Origin of the sequence: Faecalicatena contorta, from assembly GCF_021531895.1 — a bacterium.
Taxonomy (GTDB): domain Bacteria; phylum Bacillota; class Clostridia; order Lachnospirales; family Lachnospiraceae; genus JAFBIX01.
Genome location: NZ_JAFBIX010000020.1, coordinates 18,502 through 39,843, shown reverse-complemented (window position 1 = coordinate 39,843; position 21,342 = coordinate 18,502). Strand labels below are relative to the sequence as shown.

The following is a 21,342-nucleotide window of genomic DNA, read 5'->3' as shown; positions in this document are numbered from 1 at the left end:
AAGAGATGCACAGACAAACAGAAATCAAATATGAAATGAAATTACTTAGTTCTTTAGTGAAGGTCTTTCAGGACGAGACTCCGGTATATCGTCCAGAATGCCAGGTGTTAAGTGCACTCTGGGGTGAGACGGTGTCTTTCCAGGTGGCTTACACAGGAGACTTCTTTATGAGAGAGCGCTTGGCAGTTCAAGTTGTGTCACCAATTGCAGAGCATGTGCGTGTGAGAACCGTAGAACAGGTTCCGGTCGGACGTGCGACCAATGGAATTGTAGATGATAATTATCTGAAGACAACCTCTGGCTTGTATCCGGATCTTCTAAGAGACCTGAAAGATGGTAAAGCAATCGTATGTTCCAATCAATGGAGAAGCCTCTGGGTAGATGTCGAGGTGACAGAAGAGATAGAAGCCGGAGAATATGAGATAGAAGTTCAGCTTGTAAAAGAAGGAAAAGTAGTATGCTCCGTTGTGCAAAAACTGACGGTATATGCTGTCACTCTGCCAAAGCAGACCATTATGCATACAGAATGGATGCATGCCGACTGCCTGGCGGATTATTATCAAGTAGAAGTGTTCTCGGAAGAGCATTGGCAGATTTTGGAGAATTATTTTCATGAGTATGTAAAACGTGGCTGTAACATGTTGCTGACGCCCCTTTTTACCTCTCCTCTGGATACTGCGATCGGACTTGAGCGTACAACGACTCAGTTGATCGAGGTAGAAGTAAAAGATGGAGAATATTATTTCGGCTTTGATAAGATGAAGCGTTGGATTGATCTGTGCAAGAAGTGTGGAATCGAGTATTTTGAGATGTCACATTTATTCTCCCAGTGGGGAGCAAAGTATGCACCGAAAGTTGTTGCTATGGTAGATGGCAGGGAAGAGAAGATCTTCGGCTGGCATACACCGGCAGTGGGGGAATATACCCGATTCCTGGAGAGTTTTCTGCCACAACTGATCGCAAAGCTTCGGGAATGGGAGATTGCAGATGTGACGTATTTCCATATCTCAGATGAACCTCGAGAAGAAGATCTGGAAAGCTATAAGGCAGCAAAGGAATCTCTTGGAAATATGCTGGATGGATTCCATACATTTGATGCACTGTCCAGTTATGAATTCTACCGACATGGATTGATTGATAAGCCAATTCCCGGAAATAACGAGATTGAAGAATTCCTGGAGCATGGACTTACAGATATGTGGATCTATTATTGCACCGGACAGTTCTATGAAGTCAGCAACCGGTTTATGTCCATGCCGTCTGCAAGGAACCGGATCTATGGCCTGCAGCTTTATAAGTATGATATTATCGGAATCCTGCACTGGGGTTATAACTTCTACAATAGTCAGTTCTCGATTGAACATATCAATCCATATGAAGTGACAGATGCAGATAATGCATTTCCGGCAGGAGATCCATTTCTGGTATATCCTGGCGCAGATGGTTTCCCAGAAGAATCCATCCGTATGATGGTTCATTATGAGGCTCTTACAGACTTAAGGGCGTTAGAATTGCTGGAATCTCTGACCAGTAAGGAACACGTCATGGAAGTGATAGAAGGGGAATTGGCAGAGCCGTTGACTTTTAAGAAATATCCGAAATCAGATATGTATCTGATTACCTTGCGTAACCGGATAAACCGTGAGATTGCAAAATATACGAGTAAAAAGTAGGAAAGCAGGCGAGATATGTCCGAGATGAAAGTTGTAAAAACAAGTTGTTCTACCTGCGGTAGCTGTTGTGAAGTGGATACCTATGTTGAAGATGGAAAATTGGTATCCGTAGAAGGTGCACGTAATACTCCCATGCAGTCTGGCGGCATGTGCGCCAAAGGGGCTGCAGCTAAGCAATATGTATATAACAAAGACCGCATCTTATACCCGATGAAGCGTGTAGGGAAAAAAGGAGAGGGAAAGTTCGAACGTATATCCTGGGAGGAAGCGTATGAAATGATTGCCGAGAATCTCCTGCGGATCCGTAAGGAATCCGGACCAGAATCGGTTGTATTCTATGCAGGATATCCGAAATGGTACCGGCCAGCGCTATTGCGTCTGGCAAATGCATTCGGCTCTCCTAATTATTGCACGGAATCCAGTACCTGCTTCCAGGCAGCAGCCCTCGCATGGCGTTCACTGTACGGGAACGGAATCTGTGGACCGGATATGAAGAATGCGAAGACACTTTTGGTCTGGAGTTCGAATCTATACCATTCTAATACGCCTATGAGTGGGACTTATCAAGGGCTGAAAAAAAGAGGGGCTAAAATTATTGTAGTGGATCCCAGACATTCTGTGACGGCTCATGATGCAGATATTCACCTGCAGCTTATTCCGGGAACGGATGGCGCGTTGGCCCTTTCCATGGCACAAGTCATCATAGAAGAGGGATTGTATGATAAGGAATTCGTAGAGAATTATGTCTATGGATTTGAAGAATATAGGGAGTATGTACAGAACTTTGTCCCGGAAGAGGCTGAGAAGATTACCGGAGTTCCGGCAGCTCAGGTTCGTCTGGCAGCAAGAACTTATGCCGGAAATGGTCCGGCAAGTGTGATGTTTTCTGCCTCGCCCATCGTGCATCATATAAACGGAGTGCAGAACTACCGTGCGGTATTTTCGCTGATTGCGATTACCGGTAATTATGACGTGGAAGGCGGAAACCGGACACAGCCGGGCCCCTCTTCTTTGGCAAATGAATTTGGCAGGGTCAGACGCTTCGATGGAATCGAAGCAATCGGGCAGAAGGATTTCCCTGTGTGGTTCGACCTGTCCTGTGATGAAGCACAGTGTACAAAGCTCGCGGATTACATATTAGAAGAGAAACCGTATCCAATCAAAGCAGTATTTGCGATGGGGCTGAACCATCGTATGTGGCCGCAGCCGGAACATCTTCAGCGGGCGCTCGAGAAGCTGGATTTCTATGTGAATGTGGAATTATTTATGTCAGAGTCTTCGAATGCCGCGGATCTGGTACTTCCGGCATGTACTTCTTACGAGAGAGAAGAAGTGCACGTTGGAAAAGGAGGAAGATTCTATCTTTCGAATCGGGCCATTGAACCAGTCGGCGAAGCGAAAAATGACATTGAGATCATTATAGATCTGTTGAAGAAAATGGGATTAAAGGATGAAGCCCTGGAGAATGGATATGAGGCATATATGCAGCATATTCTCGAGCCATCCGGCCTTACGCTGGAAGAATTGAAGAATCATCCGCAGGGAATGCAGGGAAAGAATCTGTTCCCGCCAGTGGTGAAGACCTATGAATCAGCACCTCTTCATACCCCGTCCGGAAAAGTGGAGCTGAAGTCGCTGGTATTGGAGAGATACCGGGAAAGTCATGGCTATGAAGGGCTTCCGGTATACCATGATTATCGGGCGGAAACGAAGATAGACAGGAATCAATATCCATTGATTTTAAGCACGGGCAACCGCAAACCACAATTTTTCCATGCAAGAGTCTATCGAATGGCATGGCTTTCGAATATAGAGAAAGCAACACTGGTAGAGATCCATCCTGAGGATGGGGAAAAATATCATATTAAGGACGGAGCAACTGTAAAAGTAGTATCGCCATCTGGAGAGATGGTTGGAATTGCTGCCTATACGATTGCAGGAAAGCCGGGAGTGGTCAATATCTATCATGGCAATCCAAAGGGAGATGCCAATGAATTGATTGGGAAAGATTATCTCGATCCAATATCAGGCTTCCCGGGATACAGAAGTTATTTTTGCAGGATTGAGAGAGTGGAAGAAGAGTCATGAAGATGAGATTGAATCAGGAAAAATGTATTGGCTGCTATGCTTGTTATGTGGCATGTATTGCAGAACATAATCCGCCGGAGGCAGAGGACGCTTATAGTTATAGAACAATTAAGACGAGTGTAAAAGATGGATTGCAGAAGAAAGTCTGCGTGGGATGTATTCAGTGTGGAGCGTGTATGATAGCCTGTCCTTCTGGTGCAATTTATCGAGAGGAAGAATATGATATTGTACTTGTCGATCAGGAGAAATGTATTGGCTGCAGGACTTGTGAATCTGTCTGCCCGAATCAGGCGATACGATACAATGCACATGGCAAGATGGAGAAATGCGACGGCTGTATCGAGCGGCTTCGGCAGGGAAGAGAGCCGGCTTGCGTCAGGGTATGCTGTGCAAAAGCTCTGACAATAGAATAAAGGCCCCAGGAGTTCCGTAAGCGGAACTCCTTATTATTTACAGAGATGGAGGTGATAAAGATGCAGGCTGATGGGTTGATTCTTGCAGGCGGAAAGAGCAGCAGAATGAATGGAATTCATAAAGGAAATCTCATGTATCGGCAAGAGTCCTTTGTAGATCGTCTGGTTAATGAATTTAAGAAAGAGGCCCGGAATATCTGGATTTCTTATGGGAATCAAGTCCATAAAGAATATAAAGGCTGTAAGATTGTGCTAGACAAGTATATGGGGTGTGGTTCGATAGGGGGTCTTCATGCAGGACTTCAAAACAGCAGAAATAAGATTATAATGACGGCGCCTTGTGATATGCCATTGATTGAGATGAAACTATATTATTTTCTGGAACAGTTTCTGAAGCCTCAAAGCTTTGGCGTTGTTCCGTTAACAGAAGGAAAGATGCATCCATTAGCAGCTCTTTATCGGAAAGAGGCGGCAAAGATACTGGAACAACAGATTCAGATTGGGAATTATCGTGTAAAAGATGCGGTAAAACGTATGCCCGTCTATTTTGTAGAAGTATCACAATACCCGGATATAAGAAAGATGCTTCTGAATATTAATACACTTGCGGAATATCGAATGTTGACAAGAGGAGAAGAGTATGAATAGATTAAGTTTGCAGCAGGCACAGGAACTTCTGCTTGAGAGAGTGGAGCAGATTAAGGAGACTGAAAAGATCGTCTTGTGGGATGTCACTGGAAGAGTTCTGGCGGAAGATATCACAGCGACGAGGAATCAGCCGCCGTTTCCACGTTCTCCTTTGGATGGCTATGCAGTCCGAAGTGAAGATCTAAAGGAAGCGACCAGAGAGCATCCGGTATATCTTAAAGTGTTGGAAGAAGTGACTGCAGGGCATGTGGCAAGAGAGTATGTGTCAGAGAACACGGCTGTTCGGATTATGACAGGGGCTTTGATTCCAGAGGGAGCAGATTGTATTGTAGGACAGGAAGATACCGATTATGGTGAAGATGTGGTCGCAGTTTATCAGGAAATCCGTCCTTATGAAAATTATTGCATGGAAGGAGAAGACTATAAAGCAGGGCAGAAACTTTTGTCAGAAGGGACAATGCTTGGCGCGGTAGAAGCAGGAGTTCTGGCAAGCCTTGGCATGGAGCAGATACCCGTTTACAGAAAAGTAAAAGTTGCATTGCTTACGACTGGGGATGAGATCCTGCTCCCGGGTGAAGAATTATCTCCTGGGAAAATCTATGATTCCAATCTCTATACTTTGGGAACCCGATTGTTGTCCTGGGGAATGGATGTCACCTACAGGGAGCGTGTAGGAGATGCCCCCAGACTTGCGGCAAAGAAGATAGAACAGGCAGCAGAGAGAGCGGATATTATCATCACAACAGGTGGAGTATCTGTCGGGAAAAAGGATATTATGCATGAAGTATTGGAAATACTGTCTTGTGAGAAGCTATTCTGGAGAATTGCCATGAAGCCTGGAATGCCGACATTATGTGCGCAGTATCATGGTAAATTATTGATATGCCTGTCTGGAAATCCGTATGGTGCAGCAGCGAATCTCGAACTTCTGGTCCGTCCGGTACTGGCAAAGATGTCTGGAAGGACTGATCTGCAGCTGAAACGAGTACATGCAGTTGCTGAAAATGAATTTCCAAAGAAAAGTAGCGTGACAAGATATGTACGTGCGCATTATAATAATGGATATGTAAGGATTGCGGACGGATCGAATGCCTCTGGAATCTTAAGTTCCATGTGTGGATGTAATTGTATGATTGAGATTCCGGCAGGAACCGAGCGATTGAATAAAGGAGATCGAGTATGGGTCGTGATGTTATAGAAAAGGGACCGATGATTGTTGCAGTGTGCGGAGTGAAGAATTCTGGAAAGACTACACTAATTGTGAAGTTGGTGGAAGAGCTGACAAGACGGAAGATCAAGACCGCCGTTATAAAGCATGACGGGCATGATTTCATAAGTGATGTTCCGGGAACAGACAGCTACCGTTTTCATCAGGCCGGTGCCTATGGAACTGCTGTGTTTTCTGATTATCGGATATCCGTACATAAGGAAGGCTGTGGGGAACAGGAACAAGAATTGATCCGTCAATTCCCAGAAGCCGAAGTAATCTTGATGGAAGGTTTAAAAAACAGCAGCTATCCTAAGATTGAAGTTATTCGAAAAGAGATATCCCATGATCCGGTATCGAATCCAGCAGGGCGCTTTCTGATCGTAACAGATTGGGGGCCGGAGGAATATGCAGAACCAACGGCAGGATTCGAAGAGATTGATCTGATCTTAGAAAAGATGATAGATATGGGGGAAAAAGATGGAACTGACACATTTTGATAAAAAAGGAAATGCCATTATGGTAGATGTAACGGAGAAGAATGTGACGGATCGAGAGGCGGTCGCAAGTGGAAGAATCAAGGTAAGTCCGGAAGCATATGCAGAGATTGTCAATGGAACTGCCAAAAAAGGAGATGTATTAGGAGTTGCCAGAGTTGCAGGAATCATGGCAACAAAGCAGACATCGAATCTGATTCCGTTATGCCATGTGCTCCCGATTACAAAGTCCGAGATTGACTTTCATATGCTCAGAGACAGCTATGAGGTGGAGGCTGTCTGTACGGTAAGAGTATCAGGAAAGACAGGGGTTGAGATGGAGGCATTGACAGGAGTCAGTGTGGCGCTTCTGACAATCTATGATATGTGCAAAGCGATTGATAAACGTATGGAAATCGGGGACATTCATCTGTGTAAGAAGACAGGAGGCAAGAGTGGTGACATCCATATCTTATAATAAAGCAGAGGAATGTCTGAGATTAGGAGGAGAGGCATGGGAATCGTAAGAGCGGTCTGCATCAGCGACCGAAGAGGAATTCAAAAAGTAAATGTGGAAACTGCACAGTTTGAAGAGGGATTTGGAATCTGTGGGGATGCCCATGGGGGCAATTGGCATAGACAGGTAAGTCTGCTTTCCGCAGAGAAGATAGATGAATTTAATCAAAGAGGGGCGGATGTAGAATCTGGTGCGTTTGGAGAGAATCTGGTGGTCGAAGGATTTGATTTTAGAGAATTACCGGTAGGAACTACCTTCCAGTGTAATGATGTGATACTGGAGATGACCCAGATTGGAAAGGAATGCCATACGCATTGTCAGATCTATCAGAAGATGGGAGAGTGTATCATGCCGACGCAGGGAGTGTTCGCCCAAGTAATTCGTGGCGGTACCATCTCTGTCGGAGACGAGATGAAGATCATAGAAAGGGCGGACACACGTTACACAGTGGCAGTTGTTACGTTGAGTGACAAGGGTGCGCAGGGAGAGCGTGAGGATACGAGCGGGCCTCTGATCTGTGAGATGGTAGAAGATGCCGGATACCGCGTGGTGGAACGACTGCTTCTTCCAGATGAGCAGAAACAGATTGAGCAGGAATTAATTCGGCTGGCAGATGGAAGACAGGTGAACCTGATATTGACCACCGGAGGGACAGGTTTCTCCGAGAGGGACAGGACACCAGAGGCTACTATGGCAGTGGCGACTAGAAATGCACCTGGAATCGCAGATGCAATCCGTATGTATTCTTTGTCGATTACTGGAAGAGCAATGCTGGGAAGAGGAGCATCCGTCATTCGGAATAAGACGGTGATTGTGAATCTCCCGGGAAGTAAAAAGGCAGTCAGAGAGAGCCTGGAATATATCTTGCCACATCTGAAGCATGGGATACAGATTCTATTGGGCGATACTTCAGATTGTGGAGGGAAGTAAGGAGTAGAGTACAGATGATATATGATCGTATGGTACCAGGGACGTTCTTAGAACGTCCCAATCGTTTTATTGCATATGTAGAGATAGAAGGAAGGAAAGAGACGGTCCATGTGAAGAATACCGGACGCTGTGCGGAGTTACTTCAGACAGGGGTAAGAGTATATTTACAGGAATCAGAGAATCCTGGCCGGAAGACGAAATGGGATCTGATCGCGGTAGAGAAAGGCAGCCGGATGGTCAATATGGATTCCCAGATTCCGAATAAGGTAGTAAAAGAATGGCTGGAAGCAGGTCATTTGTTTGAAAATATTACCAGAATACAGCCGGAGTTTACGTATGGCAATTCTCGGTTCGATTTGTATGTCGAGGCAGATGGAAAACGGATTTTTATAGAAGTAAAGGGCGTGACGCTGGAGCAAGATGGTGTTGTACGTTTTCCGGATGCGCCGAGTGACCGGGCGGTGAAACATGTGGAAGAGTTGAAGGCGGCAGTCAAAGAAGGATACGAAGCTTACGTGTTCTTCGTGATTCAGATGAAGGATGTCCGGTATTTTACGCCGAATATGGACACACATCCGGCGTTTGGAGAGGCGCTTCGAGATGCCGCCAGGGCAGGAGTACATGTGTTGGCATATGACTGTGAGGTCTCCAGTGACCGAATTGCTATTGCGGATAAAGTTCCGGTAGTATTAGAAAATCCTGCGTTATATGAGATGGTATCTCCAATTGTCACATGGTTTCAGAAGAATAAGCGTGATCTTCCCTGGAGAAATCATCCGGATGCTTACCGCGTGTGGGTATCAGAGATTATGCTTCAGCAGACGCGGGTTGAGGCAGTAAAGCCTTATTATGAACGCTTTTTAAGAGAACTGCCAACGGTGAAGGATCTGGCTGAAGCAAAAGAAGATCAGTTATTAAAACTCTGGGAAGGACTGGGCTACTATAATCGTGTGAGAAATATGCAGAAGGCTGCACAGCAGATTATGATAGACTATCAGGGACAGTTCCCAGACACCTTTGAAGAGATTCGTTCTCTGAAAGGTATTGGAAATTATACGGCAGGTGCTATCAGTGCATTTGCCTTTGGACTTCCAAAACCCGCAGTAGATGGCAATGTATTGAGAGTCATTTCCCGACTGATGGGCAGCAGAGAAGATATTATGAAGCAAAGCGTACGAAGTAAGATAGAAGAGAAACTGGAACATGTGATTCCAGAGGGGGCAGCCAGCGATTTTGATCAGGGATTGATTGAACTGGGTGCACTTGTCTGTGTGCCTAATGGGGAACCAAAATGTACCGAATGCCCAGTCGCACATCTATGTGAGGCAAGAAAACAGGGGATGATAGCGGAGATTCCGGTAAAAAGCAAAGGAAAGGCACGTAAGATGGAAGACAAGACAGTACTTATATTCAAGGACGGAGAAAAGCTTGCCATTCAAAAAAGACCTTCCAAAGGTCTCCTCGCCGGACTCTATGAATTCCCGAACCAAGAAGGCCACCTGACGATGGAGGAAGTGACGGCCTACAGTAAAAAGATTGGTCTCATGCCAGTTCGGATAAAGAAGCTGGAAGATGCAAAGCATATTTTCAGTCATATAGAATGGCATATGTCAGGATATGAGATTGTTGTAGATGAGTTAGAGAAAACCAATGAGAAAGCATTTTTATTTATTCATCCAGAAGAGATAGAGAAGAAATATTCCATTCCATCTGCATTTGAAGCATATACCCGTTATGCGGGCATAAAAAAAGATATATAGAAAACAACTATATATAAATGCTGTTATCAATATTTTCGATTTTAGCTTGTTTTGTGGAAGTGGTATGATAATAGTAGTTTTGAGTGATGATTAAGGAGGAAATGTAATGGAAGTTATCAAAGATTTACCAGAGGTATTCGAAGAATTTGCAGAACAGAGAAAGAATTCTTTTCTGGCAGTAAAGAAGTTAAAAGATCAGGGAGTTCCGGTAGTAGGAGCTTATTGCACGTATTTTCCACAAGAGATTGCAATGGCTATGGGGGCTGCTACTGTAGGCTTATGCTCCACTTCAGATGAGACAATTCCTGATGCAGAGAAGGATCTGCCGAAGAATCTATGTCCATTGATCAAGTCTAGCTATGGATTTGCCAAGACGGATAAATGTCCTTTCTTCCATTTTTCAGATGTTGTAGTCGGAGAGACAACCTGTGACGGTAAGAAGAAGATGTATGAGTATATGTCTGAGTTCAAGGATATATTTATTATGGAGTTGCCGAATACTCAAAGTGAAGAATCATTAAAATTATGGAAGAGTGAGATTATTCGTTTCAAAGAATACTTGGAGAAAAAATTCGATGTTACAATTACGGAGGATGATGTAAGAGAGGCCATTAAAGTCAATAACGAAGTCCGCAGATCTCTGAAGCGACTGTATGAAGTGATGAGACATGATCCGGCTCCAATCACGGGACATGACCTGTTTAAAGTATTGTACGGAAGTGGATTCAAGTTTGACAGAAAAGCAATTCCGGCAGAGACAGATGCTTTGGTTGAAAAGATTGAAAAAGAGTATGCAGAAGGAAAGATGCTGGAGAAAAAACCACGTATCGTCATTACAGGATGCCCAATCGGTGGAGCTACAGAAAAGGTTATCCGTGCAGTGGAAGATAATGGCGGTGTCGTTGTTGCTTTTGAGAACTGCAGCGGTGCAAAATCTATTGATAAACTGGTAGACGAAGAGAACCCAGATGTATATGATGCATTGGCAAGACGTTATCTGAATATTGGATGTTCTGTTATGACTCCAAATCCGAACCGTCTGGATCTTCTCGGAAGACTGATTGACGAGTACAAAGCTGACGGCGTTGTGGAGATGACACTTCAGGCTTGTCATACATACAATGTGGAGACCCTGGCAATCCGCAGATTTGTCAATGAAAAGAAGGGAATTCCTTATATCAATGTAGAGACAGACTATTCCCAGGCAGACATTGGTCAGTTGAATACAAGAATTGCAGCATTTATCGAGATGCTCTAAGATATGAAAAATGCCAGCTGCTGCATGATGCAGGGCTGGCATTTTATTATACATATATTTAGATCGGCTGATGAGAAAGCTTTGGTACTTTCCTTTCCTGTGTCGCATATACAAATGGATATATAATGCATGCCATCGCGATGGCAGCGATTACATCCGTTACAGAATGCTGCTTCAAGAATACTGTTGACAGAATGATCAGAACAGCAAGGATATAAGCAGCCCATTGAATCGGACGATGCTTCTTCAAACGTTCATCATAAGCAATTGCAATACATGCGCCAATGGAGTTGAATACATGGATGCTTGGCAGTACATTCGTTGAAGTATCTTTTGAGTAGACATATTTTACAAGATCAACAAAGATGCTATCTCTTGCAAATGTAGTCGGACGCAAGTGCTGACCATTTGGAAATACTGTGCAGATAATCAGGAAAAGCGTCATACCGGTAATTAAAAATGCGGCAAAGCGATAGAATCCTTTTTTATCTGTAAAAAACAGGTATGTGGCAGTTGCAATAATAAACATGAACCATAACAGGTATGGAACGACAAAATATTCTACAAAAGGAATATAGTCATCCAGTGGTGAATGAATCCAAAAGTAATCGACTCCGGTTCTATTTTCCAAATACAAAAACCAAGGCATATAGATGAATGCATATAAAAGTACCCATGCATGACTATATTTCTTGGCTGTTTTTTTTATCCTCTCTATGGCTTTCATAAACACGACCCCTTTGTAAGCCTCTTAACATATCATATTCCTGGTTCAACAGGGATTATAACATGAAAAAATTGAATCAACAACCTTGTTCACGGTTTGTTAATAATTTTCACATGGTTTTTCGAAAATCTGAATGTCAAAATGCTGTTTTCCGCGGCTTAACATCTTTGGTGTTCGAAGTGTCCATACGGCAATCGGAATATGAAAGAGATTCTTTAGTATCCATACATTGGCGACCGGAAGATCACTGAGCTTATAAGAGATGAAGTCCGGGCGGCCGAGAAAGTTAGCGAGCAGATGCTTTACCACAAAACGGAAGAACCAGAATTCTTCCTGGTTGTCAGCGGTCAGATTAGAAGAAAGCTGGCCTCTTAAAACCTGTGGTGCGTGAAGTCGGAACCATCGAATTCCCATAGTGTTAAAAGATTGAATGAGATATCTTCCGTGATACCCTTGTAATTGACGGAGCGTTTCTTCGCAGATCTGCATGGAAGAGGTAGGAATCTTCAATTCAATCAGCAAAGGGACTTTTCCATCTACAAGAGATAGTACATCTCTGAAGAGAGGGATTGTCTCTGAAGTTCCCAGAAGGTGACAGGATTTTAGCTCATGTGAAGTTAGATTTTCAATGGTATCCGGACGGCTGCACATCCTTTTTAGTGTATCGTCATGGAATACAACAAGTTCTCCGTCTTTGGTCAGATGAAGGTCAAGCTCGATTCCGTATCCATTTGCCAGTGCAGCTCGAAATGCCATCATGGAATTCTCCGGAATCCCCTTTTCCTTGCAATGATATCCGCGGTGAGCGAACATCGTATGTCGATAGTGAGTCATATCTTTCTTTCGTGAAAGGCGGGGACATATTGCATAGATATAAAGAAGTATGAATACAACAAATAATAAAACAATAAGCCCAATCATCATAAAGTCCTCCGTAACTTAAGGTGCACTGATCAGCCGTATTTTTTCGGGTTCCAGATAAGCCTGAATATGTTTCCGCTGAAAGACAGGTTCTCCGTCCGTGTGGATAGGAAGTGAGACTTCACTTACGATGTCAATCTTTCGGCAGGAATCAATATGTATACCTTTGAAATGTGTATGCCAACCCTTAAAAGCCGTAGGAAGTAAAGCGAGTATCTTTAACTTTGGCATGTCTGATACAACGATAATATCCAGCAGATCATCATTTGGACGGGCTTTTGGACAGAATTTAAAACCGCCGCCCTCGTAAGCCAGATTCATGGCTGTGGCAAAATATACCTTCTCAAATTCAATTTTCCGTTCGTCATCCAGTGTGATCGTCATTTTTTTTGGTGATATTGTAAGGATTCTGTGAAGTGCAACTCCGGCATAGGTTAGTTTGCCAAGTTTGAGTTTGTTCAATAGTATTTTTAATTTGGACACCATGACTTCATGGCAGACTCCGGCGTCAAATCCAATCCCGGTGCTTACTGCAAAGCGTCGTTTCTTGTCTTCGTATTCGAGAACTCCGATGTTGAGTGGTGTATAGTGTGAGGGGGCAAGAATATTTTCTAAAGCCCTGGCAGGATCGGTTGGAAGATTCAGACCGCGGGCAAAGTCGTTACTAGAGCCGATTGGTATGTAGCCAAGAGTAACCTTTGCCAGATCGACGATTCCAGAGATTACTTCGTTAATCGTTCCATCGCCTCCAAGTACAATAATCGTATGCGGTTCGTGATCAGCGGTAATCTGGCGGACAATCTTGGTAGCATGGTGCTGATATTTGGTGAAAAAAACTTCGTATAATATGTTCTTTTCTTTTAAGACGAGTTCAATGCTTTTCCACATCTGAATTCCCAAGCCAGAACGGGCATTGGGATTGGTTATGAACGTATACATAATGGTTCTCCTATAGATATTATCAATAAGTAAAAAGCTCATATTAAAATAAGCAATTGGCATTATTTGAAGGGTAGCGTTATAATACAGTTACAAGATATTATTGTTAAATGGTTTCACTACCATATTCCCTTCTAGAAAATCCTTTAAGTCCGCTTGCTTGAAGGATTTTTTTTGCATAGAATGAAAGATATTAAAATAATCCATTCAGATAAGTTTCAAGAGAACGTTTCATATTTCCCTCAAAATCTGTATCCCCACTTTTCAGACACCACTCAAATACATTGCCGATTACGATCATACGGATATCGGTGGTGATATCTTCCAGCGCCAGAGAAGGATGGATGATATTCGCATCTATTACTTTTTGCAGATAGTTTGATACCGTAATGATTGGATAGGGCCGCTCTGTTCGAATCAAAGGATTGAGTGACTGGTTCTTGGGGGTATAGTAATTGGACATAAATTCTACACCAAGTTCTTGACAATAATGAACGTAGTTTAAATATACATAGATAATGGTCTGTTTTGCTTCTTCGGCATTTTCCGGAAGATCCAGAAGATCTGGATTAATGCTTGGTTGTTCTTCGATATAATAAGATAACAGGTCATCCTTAGTCTTGAAATGGTGATAAAAGCTTCCGTTTGATACGCCAGCCTCTTCGCAGATGTTTTTGATAGATAACTGATCGTATCCTTTTTTCTGCAGGATATGCTTGGCGGCACGAAAGATCTTGTCCTTGGTTTCTTTGGATTTTAACTGTTGTTTGGATAGTTCTTGTGTTACTTGCTGCATGTTTATACTCCCTCTGGAAATAATTATTTTGCTTTTGTCATTATAGCATGGGAGATATGAATTTTCAAGAAAACAGAGTGAACTCGGTATTGCGTATGCCATTGCGGTTTCCAGGGAATTCCGCTATAATAATTACTAATGCGCATATGAGATTTAAATGCAGCGGAAAGGGTTACAGTATGGATATTAATCAGAAGATTACAGAAGAATTAAATGTAAAGAGATGGCAGGTAGATGCTGCAGTCAAATTGATTGATGAAGGCAATACCATTCCATTTATTGCCAGATATAGAAAAGAGGCTACGGGAACACTGGATGATGAGCAGCTTCGTAAATTATACGAAAGATTGAATTATCTGCGTAATCTGGAAGAGAAAAAAGAACAGGTATTATCCAGTATTGAAGAACAAGGAAAATTAACAGAAGAGCTGAAGAAGCAGATTCTGGCAGCTGAGACATTGGTCGTAGTAGAAGACTTGTATCGCCCGTATCGTCCGAAGAGAAGAACGAGGGCGACGATTGCTAAGGAAAAAGGATTGGAACATCTGGCGGCGGTGATCACTCTTCAGAAGATGAGCCGACCGGTGGAAGAAGAGGCAAAAGCATATGTGAATCCTGAAAAAGAGGTCAATACTGTTGCAGAAGCGATTGCGGGAGCAAGAGATATCATTGCAGAGAGTATCTCTGATGAAGCGGATTACCGAAGCTGGATTCGTAAGATTACGATGCAGAAAGGCCGCCTCATCTCAACAGCGAAGGATGAGAAGGCTGAATCTGTCTATGAGATGTATTATGACTTTGAAGAGCCGGTGAATCGATTGGCAGGTCATCGTGTGCTGGCATTGAATCGTGGAGAGAAGGAGAAGTTCCTGACGGTGAAGATTGAAGCTCCCGAGGAAGATATTATTCGATATCTCGAGAAGAAGACGATTCATGGAGACAATGCTTATACAACTTTGGTCTTAAAAGAAGCAATAGAAGACAGTTACAAACGTCTGATTGCACCTGCAATTGAACGGGAGATCCGCAATGATCTTACGGAAAAGGCAGAAGATGGAGCAATCGAAGTGTTCAAGAAGAACCTGGAACAGCTTCTGATGCAGCCACCGATCGTAGGGCAGACTGTTCTTGGATGGGACCCGGCTTTTCGTACCGGCTGTAAGCTCGCGGTGGTAGATCCGACCGGTAAGGTCATTGGGACAACGGTCATCTATCCAACGGCGCCAACGACACCACAGAAGATACAGGCATCCAAGGATCTGTTAAAGAAGATTATCAAGAAATATAACATTACGCTTATCTCAGTGGGAAATGGTACGGCTTCCCGGGAATCAGAGATGTTCATCGTAGAATTATTAAAAGAGATTCCAGAGAAGGTTCAATATGTAATTGTTAACGAAGCTGGAGCATCCGTATACTCTGCCAGCAAGCTGGCGTCGGAGGAATTCCCGAAGTTCGATGTGGGACAGAGAAGTGCGACATCCATCGCCAGACGACTTCAGGATCCTCTGGCAGAACTGGTGAAGATTGATCCAAAATCCATCGGTGTAGGACAGTATCAGCATGACATGAATCAGAAAAAACTTAGTGAAGCGTTGTCCGGTGTAGTAGAAGATTGTGTTAACAGAGTCGGCGTGGATTTGAATACAGCGTCGGCACCACTTTTGGCATATATTTCCGGTATCTCAGGAACCATAGCTAAGAATATCGTAACCTACCGCGAGGAAAATGGACGTTTCACTGACCGGAAGCAGCTTTTGAAGGTTGCTAAGCTTGGACCAAAAGCTTTTGAGCAATGTGCCGGTTTCATGCGGATCCAGGGAGGGGACAACCCGTTAGATGGCACCAGTGTACATCCAGAATCTTATGAGGCGGCAGAAAAGCTGTTGAAAAAGCAGGGATTTGCAGTAGAAGACATCAGCGGTGGAAAGCTTGTGGGCTTGTCACTGACAATCAAAGACTACAAGAAACTTGCAAAGGAATTGGGAGTTGGCGAGATTACTCTGCGGGATATTGTAAAGGAACTGGAAAAACCAGCGCGAGATCCGCGTGATGAGATGCCAAAACCGATTCTTCGGACAGATGTCCTGGAGATGAAAGATCTGACGGAAGGTATGGTGTTAAAAGGAACTGTCAGAAATGTAATTGACTTTGGTGTGTTTGTGGATATCGGAGTCCATCAGGATGGACTGGTGCATATTTCCGAGATCACGGATAAAAAATATATCAAGCATCCACTGGAAGTAGTGAGTGTGGGAGATATTGTAGATGTTAAGGTGCTGAGTGTAGATCTGAAGAAGAAGAGGATTCAGCTGACAATGAAAGGTATTTCATAGATTTTCGAAAGAGAGGTTGATGAAATCATGAAAAATTGGAAGAAAAGCTTGTTCACTCTGGCAGGAGTACTGATAGGAAATGTAATTCTTGCGTTGGCAGTTGGGGCGTTTATTGTGCCGCACGGAATTATCATGGGCGGTGCGACCGGTATCGGTCTTACCATTACTCATTATATACCTGTCAATTTGTCAGTAATCGTATTTATTATTAATGCAGTTCTGTTTATATTGGGTACTTTTGTGTTGGGAAAAAAGTTCGCGCTTACGACCATCATCAGTACCATTGTGTATCCGGTATTCTTGTCGATTGTGCAGGCAATCCCGGGAATTGACACTTTGACTGACAATATTATGCTGGCAACGATCTATGCAGGTGCGTTGCTGGGAATAGGAATCGGACTTGTAGTACGTGTGGGAGCATCTACTGGAGGAACAGATATCCTTGCGTTGGTATTGAATAAATGGTTCCACGTATCGATTGCAGTTATGATGTATGTGGTGGATTTTATCGTCTTGGGATTCCAGGTGCTCTTTTCAAATTCTGAGCAGATTTTGTATGGTATTCTTGCACTTGTTCTCACGACGTTGGTTATGAACCGTGTCATACTGATGGGACAGTCTCAGATTCAACTCTTTGTTATCACTGAGAAATACGAAGAGGTTAAGGAAAGAATGTTGAAAGAGATTGATGCCGGAGTAACCATGGTTCATATAGAGACTGGTTATGGGGAAAAACAACAGAAAGGTGTGCTGTGTGTTATCCCGAACCGAAAATTATATTCTGTAAATCAGATGGTCCAGGCTGTTGATCCAAAGGCGTTTATTACGATTACCCAGATTAACGAGGTACGTGGACGGGGATTTACAATGGAAAAAGTACGTTACGGAGAGGAAGAAGAGACTCAATAAGCATATACTTGATGAACAGACAGAAGAAGCAGGCAGAAAGGAGGAGCCCGATGGTACGGACTTTATTAAAAGAAGTAAAAGAGTATAAATTTGTATCTATCATCACCCCGTTATTTATGATCTTGGAAGTTCTGATGGAGATGCTGATTCCATTTTTAATGGCTTCGATTATTGATGATGGTGTCAATGCGGGAAATATCCAGCATATTTATAAAGTCGGCGGAATTATGATCGTGGCAGCAGTGGTTGGCCTTTTTGCCGGAATGGCAGGCGGAAAATTCGGTGCAAAGGCTTCTGCCGGATTTGCGAAAAATCTAAGAGAAGCTATGTTTAACCATATTCAGACATTTTCATTTTCAAATATTGATAAATACAGTACTGCTGGTCTTGTTACACGTCTGACAACGGATGTGACGAATATCCAGAATGCTTACCAGATGGTACTTAGGATGTTTACCAGAGCTCCGGCCAGCCTGATCTGTGCGATGATTATGGCATTTCGCATCAATGCGCGACTTTCAAATATTTATCTGATTGCGGTACTTTTGTTGGGAACAATTCTTGTGCTGATCATGAGCCATGCTACACGTTATTTTCAACAGGCATTTCCAAAATATGATGAACTGAATGCATCTGTACAGGAAAATGTCTCTGCGGTCCGTGTTGTTAAGGCGTATGTCAGAGAAGAACAAGAGACGAATAAGTTCAAAAAAGCCAGTGAGAATATCTATCGGATCTTCGTAAAAGCAGAATGTAACCTGGTGTATAATGCACCATTAATGCAGTTGACAGTCTATTCCTGTATCCTTCTGATCAGCTGGATCGGTGCAAAGATGATTGTGGCGACTACTCTGACAACGGGAGAACTTATGAGTCTTCTCGCGTATTGCATGAACATATTGATGAGTCTGATGATGATGTCCATGGTATTTGTCATGGTATCCATGAGTACAGCCAGTATTCGTCGTATCTCAGAAATCCTGAATGAAACCAGTGATCTTAAGAACCCTGAGAATCCATTGTTGGAAGTGGAAGATGGAAGTATTGAGTTTTCACATGTGTATTTTTCTTATAAAAAGGACAGTGAGGAACCTGTCCTGAAGGATATTAATCTGAAGATTCGCTCTGGTGAGACAATAGGAATTATCGGAGGAACCGGAAGTGCCAAGACCAGCCTTGTGAATCTGGTAAGCCGTCTCTATGATGTGACGGAAGGAGAGATCCTGGTAGGAGGACACAATGTTAAAGATTACGATATGGAAGCATTGCGTAATCAGGTATCCGTAGTGCTGCAGAATAATGTGTTATTCTCTGGTTCGATTCTGGATAACCTGCGATGGGGTGATAAAGAAGCAACGGAAGAAGAGTGCCGGAATGCCTGCGTGCTTGCCTGTGCGGATGAATTTATTCAGAGATTCCCGGATGGATATCAGACGCATATTGAACAGGGAGGAAGTAATGTGTCTGGTGGGCAGAAGCAGCGTCTGTGTATCGCCAGAGCACTTCTTAAGAAACCGAAGATATTGATCTTGGATGACAGTACCAGCGCGGTGGATACAGCTACGGATGCCAAGATCCGCAGGGCGTTCCGGGAAGAGATTCCGGATACGACGAAGCTGATTATTGCGCAGAGGATCTCCAGTGTGCAGGATGCAGACCGCATTATTGTTATGGAGGAAGGAAAGATCAATGGATTTGGAACGCATGAAGAATTAGTTGCGAATAATGAGATCTACCGAGAGGTCTATGAATCACAGACCCAAGGCGGCGGAGACTTCGATGAAAAGGCAGGTGAGTAGCAGATGACAGGTCCAATGGGAAGAGCACCGCGAGGTGTCAAATCGAACGTAAAAAATCCGGGGAAATTATTCAAAAGGTTGATGAGCTATGTATTCCGCAATTATAAATACCATTGTGCTGCAGTTCTGATACTCATATTCCTTGGTGTCATTGCAAATGTGCAGGGAACTATGTTCATGAAGAATCTGATCGATGATTATATTACGCCATTTTTGCTGACAGATCAGCCAAATTTTGCGCCGCTTGCCAAAGCAATCGGAAGAGTTGCATGCTTTTATGCAGTCGGCATTATCTCAACCTATCTGTATAATCGGATCATGGTCAATGTAACTCAGGGTACATTGCGGGATATGAGGGATGACCTTTTTGAACATATGCAGAAGCTGCCGATCAAATACTTCGATACGCATTCACATGGTGATATCATGTCTGTATATACAAATGATATTGACACTTTGCGTCAGATGATCAGTCAGAGTATACCGCAGGTTATCAACAGTGGATTTACGATTATCAGTGTATTTGTCAGCATGCTGATCTTGAATATTCCGTTGACAATCGTAACACTGATTATGGTCGGAATTATGATTACCTGTTCCAAAGCCGCTGCCGGAAGGAGTGGAAAGTACTTCCTGGAGCAGCAGCGTAATCTTGGAGCAGTGAATGGACACATTGAAGAGATGATGAATGGGCAGAAAGTAGTCAAAGTGTTCTGTCATGAAGAAGAAAGCAAAGAAGAATTTAAAGAATTAAATGACAGACTCTTTCATAGCGCTGATAAGGCTAATACATTTGCCAATATTCTGGGTCCGATTAATGCACAGATTGGAAATGTCAGTTATGTAGTCTGTGCCATTGTGGGTGGTATACTTGCACTCAATAAAGTAGGCGGCTTTACGCTGGGGGGTCTGGCAAGTTTTCTGACCTTTAATAAGAGCTTTAGTATGCCGATCAACCAGGTAAGCCAGCAGTTAAATGCAATCGTAATGGCCATGGCGGGAGCAGAACGAATCTTCAAGCTGATGGATGAGGAACCGGAAGTGGATAATGGTTACGTAACACTGGTCAATGTAAAAGAGAAGAATGGGACATTGGTGGAGTGCCCGGAGCGAACCGGAAAATGGGCATGGAAACATATTCACCAGGCAGATGGAAGTATAGATTATGTCGAAGTCAAAGGCCATGTGGTCTTCAATGGAGTTGATTTTGGATACAATGATGATAAGATTGTACTTCATGATGTAAAATTGTATGCAGAACCGGGGCAGAAGATTGCATTCGTTGGATCTACCGGAGCTGGTAAGACAACGATTACCAATCTGATCAATCGTTTTTATGATATTCAGGATGGGAAGATCCGTTATGATGGAATTAATATAAATAAGATAAAAAAAGCGGATTTACGGCATTCTCTCGGTATTGTTCTGCAGGATACGCATTTATTTACCGGGACGGTAAAAGAAAATATCCGTTTTGGAAGACTGGATGCTACAGATGAAGAGGTTGTGGCAGCGGCCAGATTAGCCAATGCGGATGGATTTATCCGTAGGTTGCCGGAAGGATACGATACCGTGCTGACGGGGGATGGCGCGAATTTAAGTCAGGGACAGCGACAGCTTCTGGCAATTGCCCGTGCAGCAATTGCAGATCCACCGGTATTAATTCTGGATGAGGCGACCAGTTCCATTGATACCCGAACTGAGCGAATCGTACAAGATGGTATGGATAAACTGATGCATGGAAGAACAACCTTCGTCATTGCTCACAGATTATCTACTGTACGTAATTCCGACTGTATCATGGTACTGGAACAGGGAAGAATCATTGAGCGAGGGACGCATGATCAGCTGATTGAAGAAAAAGGAAGATATTATCAGTTGTATACTGGAAATTCCATCAGTGCATAATTGCACAACTATTGCAACGAAGTTGAAACTTTCTTAT

The 21,342-nt window shown here is 43.4% G+C and carries 18 protein-coding genes; 14 read left to right on the top strand and 4 right to left on the bottom strand.

The window, feature by feature from the left end; genetic code table 11:
- Positions 1-5 precede the first annotated feature (5 nt).
- From JQM81_RS09275 to JQM81_RS09230, 10 genes are all read left to right on the top strand, one after another.
- Entirely contained in the window at positions 6-1,673 is a 1,668-nt protein-coding gene (locus JQM81_RS09275) for a DUF4091 domain-containing protein (protein ID WP_235233230.1), read from the top strand.
- 15 nt (positions 1,674-1,688) lie between these two features.
- Positions 1,689-3,761, top strand: coding sequence for a molybdopterin-containing oxidoreductase family protein (locus tag JQM81_RS09270; RefSeq protein ID WP_235233229.1), 2,073 nt, complete (start codon positions 1,689-1,691; stop codon positions 3,759-3,761).
- The gene (locus JQM81_RS09265) at positions 3,758-4,174 is read left to right on the top strand and encodes a 4Fe-4S dicluster domain-containing protein (RefSeq protein WP_235233228.1); all 417 of its coding nucleotides are present in this window, start codon (positions 3,758-3,760) and stop codon (positions 4,172-4,174) included. The genes JQM81_RS09270 and JQM81_RS09265 overlap by 4 nt, the downstream gene beginning before the upstream one ends.
- 60 nt (positions 4,175-4,234) lie before the next feature.
- Positions 4,235-4,822 (top strand): molybdenum cofactor guanylyltransferase, encoded by a 588-nt coding sequence (gene mobA / locus JQM81_RS09260; protein ID WP_235233227.1) that lies wholly within the window; start codon positions 4,235-4,237, stop codon positions 4,820-4,822.
- Positions 4,815-6,020, top strand: coding sequence for a gephyrin-like molybdotransferase Glp (glp, locus tag JQM81_RS09255; protein ID WP_235233226.1), 1,206 nt, complete (start codon positions 4,815-4,817; stop codon positions 6,018-6,020). Before mobA ends, glp begins: the two co-directional genes overlap by 8 nt.
- Positions 6,002-6,529 (top strand): molybdopterin-guanine dinucleotide biosynthesis protein B, encoded by a 528-nt coding sequence (gene mobB / locus JQM81_RS09250; RefSeq protein WP_235233225.1) that lies wholly within the window; start codon positions 6,002-6,004, stop codon positions 6,527-6,529. The genes glp and mobB overlap by 19 nt, the downstream gene beginning before the upstream one ends.
- Complete coding sequence (gene moaC / locus JQM81_RS09245; protein ID WP_235233224.1) at positions 6,510-6,983, top strand: cyclic pyranopterin monophosphate synthase MoaC; 474 nt, start codon at positions 6,510-6,512, stop codon at positions 6,981-6,983. The genes mobB and moaC overlap by 20 nt, the downstream gene beginning before the upstream one ends.
- A 36-nt stretch (positions 6,984-7,019) precedes the next feature.
- Positions 7,020-7,952 carry an MOSC domain-containing protein gene (locus JQM81_RS09240; RefSeq protein WP_235233223.1) on the top strand — a complete coding sequence of 311 codons (933 nt, stop codon included), beginning with the start codon at positions 7,020-7,022 and terminating at the stop codon, positions 7,950-7,952.
- 14 nt (positions 7,953-7,966) lie between these two features.
- A complete protein-coding gene (gene mutY, locus JQM81_RS09235; protein WP_235233222.1) occupies positions 7,967-9,712 on the top strand; it encodes an A/G-specific adenine glycosylase in 1,746 nt (581 codons plus the stop codon).
- A gap of 106 nt (positions 9,713-9,818) precedes the next feature.
- A complete protein-coding gene (locus JQM81_RS09230; protein WP_235233221.1) occupies positions 9,819-10,970 on the top strand; it encodes a double-cubane-cluster-containing anaerobic reductase in 1,152 nt (383 codons plus the stop codon).
- Positions 10,971-11,028: 58 nt separating this feature from the next.
- Here the strand turns inward: JQM81_RS09230 and JQM81_RS09225 are convergent, their stop codons facing one another.
- From JQM81_RS09225 to JQM81_RS09210, 4 genes are all read right to left on the bottom strand, one after another.
- Positions 11,029-11,697 carry a phosphatase PAP2 family protein gene (locus JQM81_RS09225; RefSeq protein ID WP_235233220.1) on the bottom strand — a complete coding sequence of 223 codons (669 nt, stop codon included), beginning with the start codon at positions 11,695-11,697 and terminating at the stop codon, positions 11,029-11,031.
- 99 nt (positions 11,698-11,796) lie between these two features.
- Positions 11,797-12,531 carry a glycerophosphodiester phosphodiesterase gene (locus JQM81_RS09220; RefSeq protein ID WP_331473117.1) on the bottom strand — a complete coding sequence of 245 codons (735 nt, stop codon included), beginning with the start codon at positions 12,529-12,531 and terminating at the stop codon, positions 11,797-11,799.
- Positions 12,532-12,636: 105 nt separating this feature from the next.
- Positions 12,637-13,557 carry a diacylglycerol/lipid kinase family protein gene (locus tag JQM81_RS09215; RefSeq protein WP_235233219.1) on the bottom strand — a complete coding sequence of 307 codons (921 nt, stop codon included), beginning with the start codon at positions 13,555-13,557 and terminating at the stop codon, positions 12,637-12,639.
- Positions 13,558-13,750: 193 nt separating this feature from the next.
- Positions 13,751-14,353 (bottom strand): TetR/AcrR family transcriptional regulator, encoded by a 603-nt coding sequence (locus tag JQM81_RS09210; protein WP_235233218.1) that lies wholly within the window; start codon positions 14,351-14,353, stop codon positions 13,751-13,753.
- Positions 14,354-14,532: 179 nt separating this feature from the next.
- Between JQM81_RS09210 and JQM81_RS09205 the strand changes: the two genes are divergently transcribed.
- The 4 genes from JQM81_RS09205 to JQM81_RS09190 are packed head-to-tail and all read left to right on the top strand — an operon-like array spanning position 14,533 to position 21,305.
- Positions 14,533-16,689: a Tex family protein gene (locus JQM81_RS09205; RefSeq protein WP_235233217.1), complete on the top strand. Its 2,157-nt coding sequence runs from the start codon at positions 14,533-14,535 to the stop codon at positions 16,687-16,689.
- A gap of 27 nt (positions 16,690-16,716) precedes the next feature.
- Positions 16,717-17,598: a YitT family protein gene (locus tag JQM81_RS09200; RefSeq protein WP_235233216.1), complete on the top strand. Its 882-nt coding sequence runs from the start codon at positions 16,717-16,719 to the stop codon at positions 17,596-17,598.
- Between the two features lie 50 nt (positions 17,599-17,648).
- Positions 17,649-19,397 (top strand): ABC transporter ATP-binding protein, encoded by a 1,749-nt coding sequence (locus tag JQM81_RS09195; protein WP_235233215.1) that lies wholly within the window; start codon positions 17,649-17,651, stop codon positions 19,395-19,397.
- Between the two features lie 3 nt (positions 19,398-19,400).
- Positions 19,401-21,305 carry an ABC transporter ATP-binding protein gene (locus JQM81_RS09190; protein WP_235233214.1) on the top strand — a complete coding sequence of 635 codons (1,905 nt, stop codon included), beginning with the start codon at positions 19,401-19,403 and terminating at the stop codon, positions 21,303-21,305.
- Positions 21,306-21,342 lie beyond the last annotated feature (37 nt).